Raw genomic sequence first — 13399 nt, 5'->3', positions numbered from 1 at the left:
CTACGAACGGGGGCTCATCGAAGACCCGGTCAACAAGACGAAATCTGTGACCTTTACCGAAGAAGGACTGCGCGAGTGCGAGCGGCTCTTTAACCAACACTTCGTCATTCCTGAGCGACCAAAAACTTGATTCAACGAACTTCTAACTCAGCACACTAGGTGCCGCCCTTTCGGGCGTCGGCTATTCGCTCGTCTACCCCGGGCTAGGCGTTGAAGCAGTTCGCACGATAGCGCCCAACAATCGCGGCATGGCGATGGGTCTCTATACGGCCTTTCTAGATGTGGCGATGGCTCTGGGCAGCCCCTTCCTTGGATGGGTCGGCGGACACGCCGGCCTGCGTTCAGTGTTCCTGGCCAGCGCCGTGATAGTTGGCTGCGCCGCGGCCGTGGCCATTCATCTTCAACGTCGACATCACGTAATTGCATGATTGGACGTCGCAGACTGTCGCTAACAACTTTCGCATCAGATGGTTACCCTTAAACATTGCCTAGGTTTCGCCACAATGAATGCGCAATTCGTTGAAGCGCTTTACATTCATGACCGTGTCTGATTAAAGTGGCGAAGCACCGCTTGTGTCATGACCCCGCCTCATGAGTCTGGGGCGCGGAGCAGCAGGTTCGCGCACGAAGAATTCGGTGCGCGAGTTGAAATTCGACTACAGCGGGCGCCTGGCGCAATGGCACGTGAAAACTTCAACGACATCCTCGTCTTTCTCGCAGTCGCGCGGGAGCGCAGCTTTACACGTGCTGCCGCGAAGCTTGGCGTCTCCCAATCCGCACTGAGCCATACGATTCGTGATCTTGAATCGCGGCTGGGCATTCGCTTGCTCACCCGGACGACACGCAGTGTGTCGATGACCGAAGCCGGAGAGGACCTCTTTCGAACCGCCGCACCGCGGGTCGAGGAAATCGATGCCAAACTGTTGGCCTTGTCAGAGTCAAGGGAAAGACCTGCAGGCATCGTTCGCATCACCGCCACTGATCATGCGATCGACGCCATCGTTTGGCCGAAGGTGCGCCGGGTGCTGCGCGACTATCCGGAAATACAGGTGGAAATGACAGTCGACTATGGGCTCGTCGACATCGTGGAGGACCGATACGACATGGGCATACGGTTTGGCGATCAGGTTGCCAAAGATATGATCGCCGTGCGCATCAGCGCGGACATTCGTATGTCCATCGTCGGCTCGCCTGCGTATTTCGAACGCCGGCACTTGCCACGCTCGCCAGAAGACCTGCTCAAGCACGACTGCATCGCGCTGCGCCTGACGACGACCAAAGGTCTTTATGCCTGGGAACTTCAGAAAGGAAAGCGTTCGGTTCAAACCCGCGTGAGTGGACAGACCATTTTCAACTCGCAACCGCAAATGATCCGGGCCGCGATCGACGGCTACGGTTTGGCGTTTGTTCCCGAGGACGCCGTGCTACCGCACATCCAGAGCGGTGAATTGCGGCCGGTGATGCGCGACTGGTGCCCGGCGTTTCCGGGCCTTCACGCCTATTACCCGAGCCGACGTCAGAGTTCAAAAGCATTCTCTGTCGTCTTGGAAGCGTTGAAACAGCCGCTGTAAAGTCGGGCTACTGGCTTGGGGCTAGCTAAGCTTGCCCCGCAACGCGTGACCCCGCCCTACCTACGTTTTCGCATCGAACGCGCGATGCGACCGCCGCCAGCACCGCACCGGCGAGAAGCAGCCCGGCTGAGAGACCAAACGTCGCGCGATATCCGCTGCTGTCGTAAAGCAGGCCGCCGAGCGTCGCGCCGAGCGTGATAGCAAGCTGGATAACCGCCACCATCAGGCCCCCGCCGGCTTCTGCATCGCCGGGGAGCGTTTCAGATAGCCACGTGAACCAACCGACGGGTGCTGAGGTAGCGATCAAACCCCATGCGGCCAGCAATACCGCGGTCGTCGCAACCGATTCGCCAAAAAACATTAGCGCGACGGCAATGCCGCTCATAAGCAAGGGAATCGTGATCAACACGCCATGCAGATTCCGTTTGATTATCGAGCCGACGAAAACTGTGCCGCCCAACCCTGCGGCGCCGATCACGAGCAGCATGAAAGACAGAATTGACACGTCCACCTTCGTCACCGTCTCAAGAAAGGGACGCAAGTAGGTGAACAGCGAGAATTGCCCCATAAACAACAGAGCGACAGCGCCGACCCCGCATAAGACCTGACGGTCGCTGATTATTTGAAGTACGCCGCGCCTAGTCTGCGCTTGGCGCTGCGCGGGTAGTTTCGGTAAGGTGAGCGCTTGCCAGATAAGCGCAATGGCGGCAAGCGGCACGACACAGAAAAAGGCACCTCGCCATCCAATGATCGAGCCAAGGAAACTTCCGGCGGGCGCGGCGACTGCCGTCGCGAGCGCACTGCCGCCCTGTACTACTGCGATCGCACGCGGCACGAAAGCCTCGGGTGCAATGCGCATCATCACGGCGGTGGACATCGACCAGCATCCGCCTATGGAGACACCGAGGAGTGCGCGCCCGAGCATCAAGACAGTGTAAGTGGGCGCCACGGACACGAGAATGCCCGAGGCTACCATCAGCGCCGTCAGCGTGAGAATCACCTTCTTTCGGTCAAGACGCCGCGTCAACGATGACACAGAAAGGCTCGTCAGAACCGCAAAAAATCCCGACACAGAAATCGCCTGCCCCGCCTGCCCTTCGCTTAGGGAAAGCTCATGTGCGATGGGCGTCAGAAGGCTGACGGGCAAGAACTCTGATGCGACGAGGGCGAAGGCACAGAGCGACATGGAAAGCACAGCGCCCCATACCTGTTTGTTCGATAGGGTGGATCGGGTCATTGTAAAGAAAATTAATGCTTAGATGCGGTGAGAGCGGCGCCTTTGCGAAGCAAAAGGCTCGACCAAGGCGCTAATTTACAGCAGGCTGTCAATGGGATTAATCCCCGAAGACTCATCGGGCTTATGAATACGGATCATGAATCGGCCGGCTTAGCGCCCTTATAGTTGGAGGATTGAGCACGCTCGCCGCCGTGCGCGCGTTTCCAGGAGCGAAATACATGAACGTTAGTAGCCAGCACGTTGACGACGACGGCGTCGCCGCAAATTGCAACGCCGCGGAAGACAATCTGAACATCACTCGGCGAAGTCTTCTAAAACTCGCAGGAATGGGCGCTGCCACAATCGCCAGCGGTTCGCTGTCGATTTCCAGCATGTCCGCCGAAGCACCCCCGGCGAGTGCCGCCACCGTAGTATCGGCATCGAAGGTCATGCTGCATGTAAACGGCGTGCCGCGCGAACTGTCGCTGGACACCCGCACGACGTTGCTCGATGCGCTGCGTGAACATTTGCATCTGACCGGCACCAAGAAGGGCTGCGATCATGGGCAATGCGGCGCCTGCACCGTGATCGTCGACGGACGGCGCATCAACTCGTGTTTGACACTTGCAGTGATGCATCAGGGCAGCCACGTCGTCACCATTGAAGGCCTCGGCACACCGGCGAACCTGCATCCCATGCAGGCGGCGTTCGTCAAGCACGACGGCTTTCAGTGCGGCTACTGTACGCCCGGGCAGATCTGCTCCGCCGTCGCGGTGCTCGATGAGATCAAGGCCGGTGTCCCCAGCCACGTCAGTACGGACCTGCTGGCTCCGCCTCGTCCGACCAACATGGAAATGCGCGAACGCATGAGCGGCAACATCTGTCGCTGCGGGGCCTACTCCAACATCGCCGAGGCGATGACCGAAGTCGCGGGAGGCCAGGCATGAAACCGTTTACCTACGAGCGCCCATCGACGCCCGCCGCCGCCGCAACTGCCGCCCAGCAGACACCGGGTGCGAAGTTCGTCGCCGGAGGCACGAATCTGCTCGATCTGATGAAGCTGCAGATCGAGACGCCGGTTCATCTCATCGATATCAATGGGCTTGGCTTCGATCGAATCGAGACCACGCCAGACGATGGGCTGCAAGTTGGCGCGCTCGTGCGCAACACGGATCTCGCGGCGAATGAGACTGTGCGGCGCGACTATCCCTTGCTTTCCCGGGCATTACTTGCCGGTGCGTCGGGTCAACTCAGGAACAAGGCGACGACCGCGGGCAACTTGCTTCAACGCACGCGCTGCCCCTACTTCTACGACACCAACCTCCCGTGCAATAAGCGCGCGCCCGGTAGCGGCTGTCCGGCGCTACAAGGAAGCAGCCGGTCCTTGGCCGTGATCGGTGGCAGTGATGCCTGTATCGCCACCTATCCAGGCGACATGGCCGTTGCATTGCGAGCGTTTGACGCGACCATCAACACCGTTCGCGCGGATGGCACGGAGAGAAACATACCCATCGCCGATTTCTACCGCCTTCCAGGCAAGACGCCGCATCTGGAGAACGCGCTGGAACCCGCAGAGCTGATCACGAGTGTCACGCTGCCCAAGCCCATTGGCGGCACGCACATCTATCACAAGGTTCGTGACCGGGCGTCGTATGCATTTGCGCTGGTATCGGTCGCCGCGATCGTGCGCAAAGATGGCACGGGCCGCGTTGCGCTCGGCGGCGTGGCGCCGATGCCCTGGCGCATCGAAGCGGCTGAAGCAGAACTTCCGAATGGCGCGCGCGCTGTGATGTCGCGTCTCATGGCCGATGCCAAGCCGACACGCGAGAACGCGTACAAGGTAACGCTGGCAGAGCGCACGCTCGATGCGGTACTGACCGAAGCGAAGGAGGTGAGCCAATGAAGTTCGATACCCCCGCCACCGATAATCCGATCGACCGCCTAAAACACATCGGTCATGCGACGGACCGCATCGACGGACGTCACAAGGTGACCGGCACCGCGACCTATGCATACGAATGGCACGACTCAACCCGCGATCCTGCCTATGGTTTCGTTGTGGGCGCCGCCATCGCGCGCGGACGCATCAAGTCGATGAACCTCGCAGCCGCGAAAGCGGCGCCTGGGGTGGTTGCAATCGTCACGGCCGAAAGCGCCGGTACTTTAACAAAGGGTGACTTCAACACGGTCAAGCTGCTAGGTGGGCCGCAAATCGATCACTATCACCAGGCGATCGCATTGGTCGTGGCCAACACCTTCGAACAGGCTCGCGACGCGGCCCAGAAGATACGTATCGACTATGTCGCCGAGGGCGGAAGCTACGATCTCGCCGCAGCGAAAGACACGGCTGGCATGGCTGGGAGCGGTTACTGGGGCGAACCGGCGACGCGCACGGGCGATTTCGATACCGCGTTCTCCGTGGCTCCAATGCGCCTTGATGCGACTTACACCACGCCCGATCAGAGCCACGCGATGATGGAACCGCACGCGTCTATCGCGGTATGGACCGGCGACAAATTGACGCTGTGGACTTCGAACCAGATGATTGCGTGGGGAGCAGGGGACGTCGCCAAGACACTCGGCATTCCCCGCAAGAACGTGCGCCTCATTTCGCCTTATATCGGCGGAGGATTTGGCGGCAAGCTCTTCGTGCGCAGCGACGCGCTGCTGGCCGCGCTTGGCGCAAAGGCCGTGGGGCGCCCCGTGAAGGTCGCGCTCACGCGCCCGCTCATGTTTAACAATACGACACATCGACCGGCGACCATCCAGCGCATCCGCATCGGTGCAGACAAGAGCGGAAAAATCACGGCTATAGCGCATGAAAGCTGGTCCGGTGACCAACCAAATGGGCAACCCGAGACCGCCGTCGGCCAGACGCGCCTCATTTATGCGGGGGCGAATCGCATGACGGCGATGCGTCTTGCTACCCTGCATTTACCTGAGGGCAACGCGATGCGCGCACCCGGCGAAGCGCCGGGCCTGATGGCCCTTGAAGTCGCGATGGATGAGCTGGCGGAACAACTCAAGGTCGACCCGATCGAGTTCCGCAATATCAACGATACCCAGGTCGATCCGGAACAGCCCGAACGGCCCTTCTCGCAGCGTCAACTCATCGAGTGCTTCCGGGTGGGCGCCCAAAAGTTTGGCTGGGAGAAGCGTAACGCCCGCCCAGGGCAAGTACGCGACGGCCGCTGGCTGGTTGGCATGGGCACCGCCTCGGCGTTCAGAAACAATATTTCGATGAAGTCCGGTGCACGAGTAAGGCTTGATCGTCGAGGGTTCGTGACGGTTGAAACCGACATGACCGACATCGGCACCGGGACGTACACGATCATTGCGCAGACGGCGGCTGAGATGATGGGACTGCCGCTTGACAAGATTTCTGTACGCCTCGGCGACTCGACGTTTCCCGTTTCTTCCGGCTCGGGCGGCCAGTGGGGCGCGAACAGCTCAACGGCGGGTGTCTATGCTGCCTGCATGAAGCTCCGTGAAGCAGTTGCTACCAGGCTTGAAATGCACGGTACGGATGTCGTCTTCGCGGACGAGCGCGTGCGTTCGGACGGGCGCAATGTGCGGCTTGCCGAAGCAGCATCTTCCGGCGAAATCGTCGTCGAAGGCACCATGGAATACGGCGATCTCGCAAAGCGTTTTCAACAATCGACCTTCGGTGCGCACTTCGTCGAAGTCGGCGTTGATGCGGCCACCGCCGAGATTCGCGTGCGTCGCATGCTCGCCGTTTGTGCAGCGGGCAGAATTCTGAATCCCAAGGCCGCCAGAAGTCAGGTTATCGGTGCGATGACGATGGGGGTAGGCGCAGCGCTCATGGAAGACCTCGTGGTGGACAAACGCTACGGCATGTTCATCAATCACGATTTAGCTGCTTATGAGGTGCCGGTCCATGCCGACATTCCGCATCAGAAAGTGGTGTTCCTTGACGAAGCAGACCCGACCTCCTCGCCTATGAAGGCGAAAGGCGTGGGTGAACTCGGCATTTGCGGCGTGGGCGCAGCGATCGCCAATGCGCTTTACAACGCTACCGGTGTACGCGTGCGCGATTATCCGATCACGCTCGATAAAATTCTGATGGGAATCGCATGAGTACGTCGCGCAGCGCGAGACGACCGATCGCCGCGATCTGTTGTTTGTTGTGTTCCACGCTGCCGGCGGTGTCTAGCTCGGCATCAGCGCAACCATCAAGCCGTCCGCCCGCCGTCCCGTCGAAGGTCCGACCTCAGGAGCGAGTCATGAAAATATCGATCAAGTTCGATGGCCAAACGATCATCGCAGATCTGAAGGACAATCCGAGCAGCCGCGACCTTGTCGCACAATTGCCTTTGACGCTCAACTTCGAGGACTATCACGCCACCGAGAAGATTGCCTATCCCCCGCGAAAGCTAGCGACGCAAGACGCACCGGACGGCTTTGATCCGTCCGAAGGCACCGTCGCCTACTACGCGCCGTGGGGCAATCTTGCGCTGTTTTACAAGGACTTTGGCTACTCGAAATCGCTCGTCAATCTGGGAAACATTGTGTCGGGGCTAGATGCGCTTCGAAAGGCGGCGTCGTTCAACGCCACCGTCGAGCGAGTAATCGATTGAGGAATTGAGGCAACGTTCTTTGTCGGTAAACCGACTTTTTGGGAGAGAAACTTGCAACTTAAACGCGCTGGATCACAGCCGTCGATGAAAGGACCAGAGGAATGGTTCACAGGCACGGTGCGGATCGATCCGCTTAATGCTCCTCCCCCGCCGGCCCGGGTATCATGCGCGAGTGTGACCTTCGAGCCCGGCGCGCGTACCGCTTGGCATACGCACCCGCTCGGTCAGACACTCCTGGTGACAGCCGGATGCGGCTGGACGCAATGCGAAGGCGAGCCGCGTGTCGAAATTCGTGCGGGCGATGTCATCTGGTGCCCGCCCGGCCACAAGCACTGGCATGGCGCGACATCGACGACCGCGATGACCCATATCGCCATCCAGGAAGCGCTTGACGGAAAGAACGTCGATTGGCTTGACAAGGTGACGGACGAGCAGTATCTCGGCGGCGGCGAAGCGCAATGAAAGGCCTCCCGAAAGCCATCGTTGTCTCCGCCTTCGCGTGGGTTTCGCTGGCCGCATCAGCGAGTGACGTTGATCCCGCGGGCGTGACGGTTTCACATAGCGGATCGAAACCCTCTGTACAGGGCATAGCGCAGCGCTTCATGGGGCAAGTTCGCATCGACCCGCTCTTTCAGTCGAACGCGCCCTCTCGCCTGTCAGGCGGCATGGTTACATTCGAGCCGGGCTCTCGCACTGCTTGGCATACGCATCCGCTAGGGCAGACCCTCATCGTTACGTCTGGGAGAGGCTGAGTTCAGCAATGGGGGCAGGAACGCCAGCAAATCGTCGCTGGCGACGTTGTGTCGATTTCTGCTGGCGTCAAACACTGGCACGGCGCGACGTCGACCACGGTGTAACGCATGTAGCGCTTCAAGAGGCACTCGATGACAAGAATGTCAACTGGTTCGAACAGGTCACTGAGGAGCAATACCGTCAGCCCTGACCGCTGCTGCCGGCTCCTGCCGTTAATCGCGGCAGTGAGCGCCTCCATCCTCGTCTGTGCCTGCGCGCCTATGAAAAGGACTGACAAGATGCAACAACCTCCGTCCCTTGCGGACTTGAAATCAGTATCTCCGGCCTTCGAGCGATACACGACTGAGACCCTGCTTAACGGTCTTTGGAAGCGGCCGCATCTCTCCCCGCGTGACCGCAGCATCGTCACTCTTTCAGTAATGATCGCTCGTGGCCAGACTGTTGAAATGCCATTCCAGCTCAGGCTCGCGCTGGACAACGGCGTAAAGCCGACCGAGATCTCGGAAATGATCGCGCATCTCGCGTTCTATTCAGGATGGGCCAACGCCACCGCCGCATCAAGCGCAGTGAAGGAAATCTTTGATGAGCGCGGCATCCGGGCTAATGACGTTGATCCTGCCGACGCGACGTTGCTACCGATAAACGAATCCGCTGAGAGCCAGCGCGCGCAGATGGTCCAGGAGAACTTCGGTGCAGTTGCGCCAGGAGTCGTTCAGTACACGACCGACGCGCTCTTTCGTGACCTCTGGCTACGACCGGGGCTGGCGCCGCGCGATCGAAGCCTGGTCACGGTAAGCGCACTTGTGGCCAATGGTCAGGTCGCTCAAATCCCGTACCACCTGAACCGCGCGATGGACAACGGCTTGAGGAAAGATGAAGCGTCCGAGGTACTAACCCAGTTGGCCTTTTACGCGGGATGGCCGAACGTGTTCTCGGCGATGCCTGTGTTCAAGGAAGTGTTCTCGAAACGCGCAGCATAAAGCAACAAAACCAGTAATCGTGCGAAGTAAAGAAGATACACTGAGCGTCGAGGGCTCCGGACCAAGCCCTTTCTGTACGCGGTCCATGCGTTAGACAGAAGGAATGCACGCCGTCTGACCGCCATCGACCGAGACAATGGCGCCCGTCATAAAACTGGCGTCATCGGTCAACAGAAAGGCGGCGACCGCTGCAATTTCCTCGGGCTGACCTTCGCGACCTATCGCGTGAGCGGCCCGGATACGCTTGGCCTTCTCCGGATCGTCGAACATGTAGGCCGTGAAAGGCGTGCGTATCATGCCAGGCGCGATGGCGTTTACTCGAATTCCATAAGGCCCAAGCTCTGCGCCCATCGTGCGCGTAATGCCGGAGACCGCGAACTTTGAAGCCACGTAGGGCAGCCGGTTCGGCACACCCATGATTCCCGCTCCAGACGAAATGTTCACGATGGCGCGTGACGTGTTGTCATGTTGAACCGCGCGGGCAAACGCCTGGCACATGAGGAAAGTGCCGTCGAGGTTCACCGACATCACGTTCTTCCAGTTCTCAGACTCGCAATCCAGCACGTTGCCCACACCCTTGATGCCAGCGCAATTGATCAGACCGTGCAAGTTCCCGAGCTTTTGTTGCGCCCCAGCGATGAACTGCCGCACCTGTTCTGCATCCGACACGTCGAGCTTTGCGGCGAAGATGCGAGCGTCGTCGTGCAACTCGGTGACGAGCTTGTCGATTCCGACCTGATCCTGATCCGCCAGCGCCACCGACGCGCCCTCTTCCCACAACCGGCGCACGCACGCCGCTCCAATACCGCTGGCAGCGCCCGTCACGACCACCGCCTTTCCTTCGAATCGCTTCATGCTGCTGTGTCTCCCTGTTGATGTATGAGCCTGCGATTAGACGACTGCGTTGAACAACAGCGTCGAATCCTCTAGCGACTCGAGGTTGCGCACGAGGTTGATCGCTTGCTCGATTCGCTCTGTCGCAAGCGGCCTCGCCACAACCGAAGCGCAATCGCGAAATTTAGTGGCGAGCGCGTCCCATGACATGGGTGCTTCAGGGCTTCCCGGCACGTTGTCGCCGACCCGTACCAAGCGACGCCCATCGCGGGTCACGATTTCCATGCGACCGTCCGGAATTTTTACCTTCCAGTCGAGGCTGCTGTCTTCTACCGGAACGACCTTCTGAGAGATTGCAAGCACCTCCGAATCGCGCAACGCTGCTGCGCTGAAATCAGCGATACGGATTTGTCCGCGCGCCGCTGCAAGCGCGACGCAGAATGGAAGGCTGAACTTCGCGTCCACGAGGGTCGCGGGCGCGCGTCGCTGCTCCAGCGGATAACACATGCGTTGATGGAAATCTCCGACGAAGACCTTGATCTGCTCGATATCGCTCGCCTTCAGTTGATGCTCTTTCATCAAATCGATGGTGGCGTGAATGTATGTGTGCACGTTCCCGACGGCCGGCCACGCTTTGTACAACATCGAGGCCCCGAGATACGCCTTGCCCAGACCGTCGACCATCTTTTCCCGGTCGTACTTTCCGCCGAAGTAGACGTTGAAGATGCCTGCCTTTCCCTCGAACAGTTCCGCGATTCCCGTAATGCCCTTCTGTGCGAGCAGCACCGACATCACCGCCCCCTGTGCCGTGAACCCGGCGTACATTCCGCGCAGATCGCTGCCGATGCCAAAGATGACCTGCATCGTCCCGCTCGACTGCATGCTCGCAATGCCGAGCGTATGCGCAATCTGCTCGCGACTCAGCCCCTGGACATAGGCCGCCGCCGAAGCAGCCGAGAATGCGCCGACGACAGACGAGAGATTCCAGTCCTGTCGCCATTGAACGTTGCAGCGCAGACGCACGAACAGGTCTTGTCCCAGCGCAACGCTTGTGATGAGATCTCGCCCGGAGACCCGTCCTTTGCGCTCGGCGAGTGCAAGCACAGCCGGAACGACGGAGCTGTCGGGATGCGCGCCCCAGGGCGTCTGATCGTCGAAATCGAGGCAGTGCGCCATGACGCCGTTAGCAAACGCGGCCGACTGCGCCGGCGCTTTACCACCGAACCCGAGAACGGAAGCTTCCGGTCGCCCGCCTGCATCCAGGATAACGTCGGCGACGCCGCGTACCGCAGGCTCCATGCCACTGCCGGCGAGCGTGACACCGATGATGTCGAGAATGGACTTCTTGGCCGCTTCGACGGCTTCTTGCGACAGGTCTTCGAACCGGGTATCTGCAACGTGGTTGGAGAAGACATGGCAAAGATCGCCGACAGGCTGGATAGATTGCGAATCAGCGTGTTCAGAAGGGTTATGCTCGTTCATGTGATGGTCTCTCGGTTCCGCAAACTGGCTGAGCATCAGTCTGATAGGAGATACACCGATGAACAAGCAATGAATCGTGAGGTATTCTTAAGAAACAGTTAATAATGCGATGCATCGCGCGGTTCATGTCCCTTCCTCGATTCACGCCACGACAACTCTCGGCGTTCGTGACCGTAGCCGATGTCAGGAGCTTCTCCAAAGCCGGAGAGCGTCTTAATCTGTCTGCATCCGCCGTCAGTCAGCTCGTCGGCGAACTGGAGTCCTCGATTGGCTTCCGGCTTTTCGATCGCACGACTCGCAGCGTTTCCTTGTCTCCCGCTGGCCGCGAGTTTCATCGCTCGGCTCGAAGCGTGCTCGCGCATATGGATCTCGCGCAGGCAGCGGCGGACGACATTCGTAATCGTGCAGCCGGCATTGTTCGTGTGGCCGCGCCGCTTATTCTGGCGAGCACGATTCTGCCAGCAGCGGTCAAGGCTTACGCAGGGTCCCAACCCAAGGTGCTCGTGCGTATACGGGACACGTCAGTAGAGAATCTAGTCGATAGCGTCAGGAGCGCCGCAGTCGACCTAGCCGTCGGACCGGATCAGTCTGTAAGCGATAGTGTCGCGCGGCTCGATCTCTTCAAGAGCGCGTGGGTAGTGTGGTTCGCAGCCGGGCATCCGTTGGCAGAACGCGAGGAGATTTCATGGGCTGAATTGAGGCACTATCCGCTGGTCGTCGCCGGGCGAGACTATGAGCGCACCATCTTGCTCACGCACGGCGAATACGATGCGAATGATCGCATTACGCCGGTCGAGATCGTCGAGAACATTAGCACGGCTTTCGGCATGGCAGCCGAAGGACTCGGGCTTGTGATCGCGCCCGCTTACGTCGGCCTGCTCGGGCGGCGCTTCGGCCTCGTAATGCGCCAGATCGTTCAGCCTGAAGTCATGCGTCAGGTCTGCCTTTACCACTCCTCGACTCGCGATGCGTCTCCCGCCGCCGAGGGCTTCCGTGAACATTTGATTGCGTGGCTCGCGGGAAAGGATCACCTTGGCTTGTGAAAGCGTTGTCCATGTTCGTGCTACAAGGGACTATCCACAATGATCGACTTCCCTATCATCGACTCGCATATCCATTTGCTCGACCGGAAGCGCTTCGGCTATTCGTGGTCGGGCGGTTCGTCGTGGGCGACCGGCGCCGCGAAGCTCGACCGCGACTGGACGGCCGACGATCTGGCGAGCGCTTCGAAGCCCCATCACGTTGAAGGTTTTGTCTTTGTCGAAGCCGATGTAGACATGCCGTTCTATCTCGATGAAGCCGAATGGATCGCCTCCGCGTCCGTCGATGACGGGCGCATCATGGGGTGCATCGCCTGCCTGCCGATGGAAAGGGGCTTGTCCATGGAGCCGGAGATGGCGCGTCTGTCGGATTTGCACGCGGTTCGCGGCATACGCCGTCTTATTCAGAACATGCCGGACTCGACGGTCATCTTGCAGCGCGACTTTCTCGAAGCCGTCAACCTATTGCCGAAGTACGATCTTTCCTTCGATATCTGCATCGACCCGCATCAGTTCGAGCATACGATCGAGATGGTGAGCAGATGCCCATCTGTGTCGTTCGTCCTGGACCACATGGGCAAGCCCGAGGTGAAGGAGAATCGGCTCGCTCGGTGGCGCGAGGGTTTGAGGGAGCTATCGTCGCTGCCCAACGTCGCCTGCAAACTCTCCGGTTTATTAACGCAGGCCGATCATGCGACATGGAGCGAGGACCAGGTGCTGCCCCTCATTGATCACGCGATCGACCGCTTCGGCGTGGATCGGGTGCTTTTCGGCGGAGACTGGCCTGTGCTGGAACTCGCGGCAAGCTACGGGCAATGGGTTGATATCGTCGACCGCGCCACGCAGCACCTGTCGCACGCTGACCGGCGCAAGATCTTTCGCAATAACGCGATCAAGACTTATCGTCTCGATCAACCGTCCTAAC

General features: G+C 59.6%; 13 protein-coding genes and 2 pseudogenes. 12 read left to right on the top strand and 3 right to left on the bottom strand.

The annotated features are described in order from the left end of the window. From NCT32_RS31640 to NCT32_RS31630, 3 genes and pseudogenes are all read left to right on the top strand, one after another. Nucleotides 1-130: DUF6429 family protein (locus NCT32_RS31640; RefSeq protein ID WP_250491141.1), on the top strand; the 130-nt coding region annotated here is incomplete at its 5' end. A gap of 37 nt (nt 131-167) precedes the next feature. Further along, nucleotides 168-428: pseudogene (locus NCT32_RS31635) on the top strand (MFS transporter); the annotation flags it as partial. A gap of 249 nt (nt 429-677) precedes the next feature. After that, nucleotides 678-1571: a LysR family transcriptional regulator gene (locus NCT32_RS31630; RefSeq protein ID WP_061121234.1), complete on the top strand. Its 894-nt coding sequence runs from the start codon at nt 678-680 to the stop codon at nt 1569-1571. A gap of 25 nt (nt 1572-1596) precedes the next feature. Here NCT32_RS31630 and NCT32_RS31625 read toward each other — a convergent pair whose 3' ends face one another. Further along, complete coding sequence (locus tag NCT32_RS31625; RefSeq protein ID WP_061121235.1) at nt 1597-2808, bottom strand: MFS transporter; 1212 nt, start codon at nt 2806-2808, stop codon at nt 1597-1599. A gap of 173 nt (nt 2809-2981) precedes the next feature. Between NCT32_RS31625 and paoA the strand changes: the two genes are divergently transcribed. From paoA to NCT32_RS31590, 7 genes and pseudogenes are all read left to right on the top strand, one after another. Further along, entirely contained in the window at nt 2982-3734 is a 753-nt protein-coding gene (gene paoA / locus NCT32_RS31620; RefSeq protein WP_284508599.1) for an aldehyde dehydrogenase iron-sulfur subunit PaoA, read from the top strand. Further along, nucleotides 3731-4690, top strand: coding sequence for a xanthine dehydrogenase family protein subunit M (locus NCT32_RS31615; RefSeq protein WP_061121237.1), 960 nt, complete (start codon nt 3731-3733; stop codon nt 4688-4690). The genes paoA and NCT32_RS31615 overlap by 4 nt, the downstream gene beginning before the upstream one ends. Then, entirely contained in the window at nt 4687-6885 is a 2199-nt protein-coding gene (gene paoC, locus NCT32_RS31610) for an aldehyde oxidoreductase molybdenum-binding subunit PaoC (protein ID WP_061121238.1), read from the top strand. The genes NCT32_RS31615 and paoC overlap by 4 nt, the downstream gene beginning before the upstream one ends. Beyond that, complete coding sequence (locus tag NCT32_RS31605) at nt 6882-7385, top strand: cyclophilin-like fold protein (protein WP_250491138.1); 504 nt, start codon at nt 6882-6884, stop codon at nt 7383-7385. Before paoC ends, NCT32_RS31605 begins: the two co-directional genes overlap by 4 nt. Nucleotides 7386-7436: 51 nt before the next feature. After that, nucleotides 7437-7847, top strand: coding sequence for a cupin domain-containing protein (locus NCT32_RS31600; protein ID WP_061121240.1), 411 nt, complete (start codon nt 7437-7439; stop codon nt 7845-7847). A gap of 83 nt (nt 7848-7930) precedes the next feature. Next, nucleotides 7931-8328, top strand: a pseudogene (locus NCT32_RS31595) (cupin domain-containing protein). An 88-nt stretch (nt 8329-8416) separates the two neighbouring features. After that, nucleotides 8417-9118 (top strand): carboxymuconolactone decarboxylase family protein, encoded by a 702-nt coding sequence (locus tag NCT32_RS31590; RefSeq protein ID WP_409241555.1) that lies wholly within the window; start codon nt 8417-8419, stop codon nt 9116-9118. A 90-nt stretch (nt 9119-9208) separates the two neighbouring features. On the opposite strand, the gene NCT32_RS31585 is transcribed toward NCT32_RS31590, so the two are convergent. Both NCT32_RS31585 and NCT32_RS31580 read right to left on the bottom strand, forming a co-directional pair. After that, complete coding sequence (locus NCT32_RS31585; protein ID WP_061121242.1) at nt 9209-9973, bottom strand: SDR family NAD(P)-dependent oxidoreductase; 765 nt, start codon at nt 9971-9973, stop codon at nt 9209-9211. 36 nt (nt 9974-10009) lie between these two features. Then, entirely contained in the window at nt 10010-11434 is a 1425-nt protein-coding gene (locus NCT32_RS31580; protein ID WP_061121275.1) for an MmgE/PrpD family protein, read from the bottom strand. 104 nt (nt 11435-11538) lie between these two features. Here NCT32_RS31580 and NCT32_RS31575 point away from each other — a divergent pair, with 104 nt between their 5' ends. Further along, complete coding sequence (locus NCT32_RS31575; protein ID WP_311768209.1) at nt 11539-12477, top strand: LysR family transcriptional regulator; 939 nt, start codon at nt 11539-11541, stop codon at nt 12475-12477. A 39-nt stretch (nt 12478-12516) separates the two neighbouring features. Continuing rightward, on the top strand, nt 12517-13398 hold the full coding sequence (locus NCT32_RS31570) for an amidohydrolase (protein ID WP_061121243.1): 882 nt from the start codon (nt 12517-12519) through the stop codon (nt 13396-13398). Nucleotide 13399 lies beyond the last annotated feature (1 nt).

It is taken from the genome of Caballeronia sp. INML2 (assembly GCF_023631365.1).
Classification (GTDB): domain Bacteria; phylum Pseudomonadota; class Gammaproteobacteria; order Burkholderiales; family Burkholderiaceae; genus Caballeronia; species Caballeronia turbans.
The sequence above is the reverse complement of the archived record's forward strand: the minus strand, read 5'-3'. Positions and strand labels throughout refer to the sequence as shown.

What these genes read in the sequence shown, in the direction of transcription:
- NCT32_RS31570 (WP_061121243.1), top strand. Translation starts at nt 12,517, where the DNA reads ATGATCGACTTCCCTATCATCGACTCGCATATCCATTTGCTCGACCGG.
- NCT32_RS31615 (WP_061121237.1), top strand. Translation starts at nt 3,731, where the DNA reads ATGAAACCGTTTACCTACGAGCGCCCATCGACGCCCGCCGCCGCCGCA.
- NCT32_RS31575 (WP_311768209.1), top strand. Translation starts at nt 11,539, where the DNA reads ATGCGATGCATCGCGCGGTTCATGTCCCTTCCTCGATTCACGCCACGA.
- NCT32_RS31580 (WP_061121275.1), bottom strand. Translation starts at nt 11,434, where the DNA reads ATGAACGAGCATAACCCTTCTGAACACGCTGATTCGCAATCTATCCAG.
- NCT32_RS31585 (WP_061121242.1), bottom strand. Translation starts at nt 9,973, where the DNA reads ATGAAGCGATTCGAAGGAAAGGCGGTGGTCGTGACGGGCGCTGCCAGC.
- NCT32_RS31605 (WP_250491138.1), top strand. Translation starts at nt 6,882, where the DNA reads ATGAGTACGTCGCGCAGCGCGAGACGACCGATCGCCGCGATCTGTTGT.
- NCT32_RS31630 (WP_061121234.1), top strand. Translation starts at nt 678, where the DNA reads ATGGCACGTGAAAACTTCAACGACATCCTCGTCTTTCTCGCAGTCGCG.
- paoC (WP_061121238.1), top strand. Translation starts at nt 4,687, where the DNA reads ATGAAGTTCGATACCCCCGCCACCGATAATCCGATCGACCGCCTAAAA.
- NCT32_RS31590 (WP_409241555.1), top strand. Translation starts at nt 8,417, where the DNA reads ATGCAACAACCTCCGTCCCTTGCGGACTTGAAATCAGTATCTCCGGCC.
- NCT32_RS31625 (WP_061121235.1), bottom strand. Translation starts at nt 2,808, where the DNA reads ATGACCCGATCCACCCTATCGAACAAACAGGTATGGGGCGCTGTGCTT.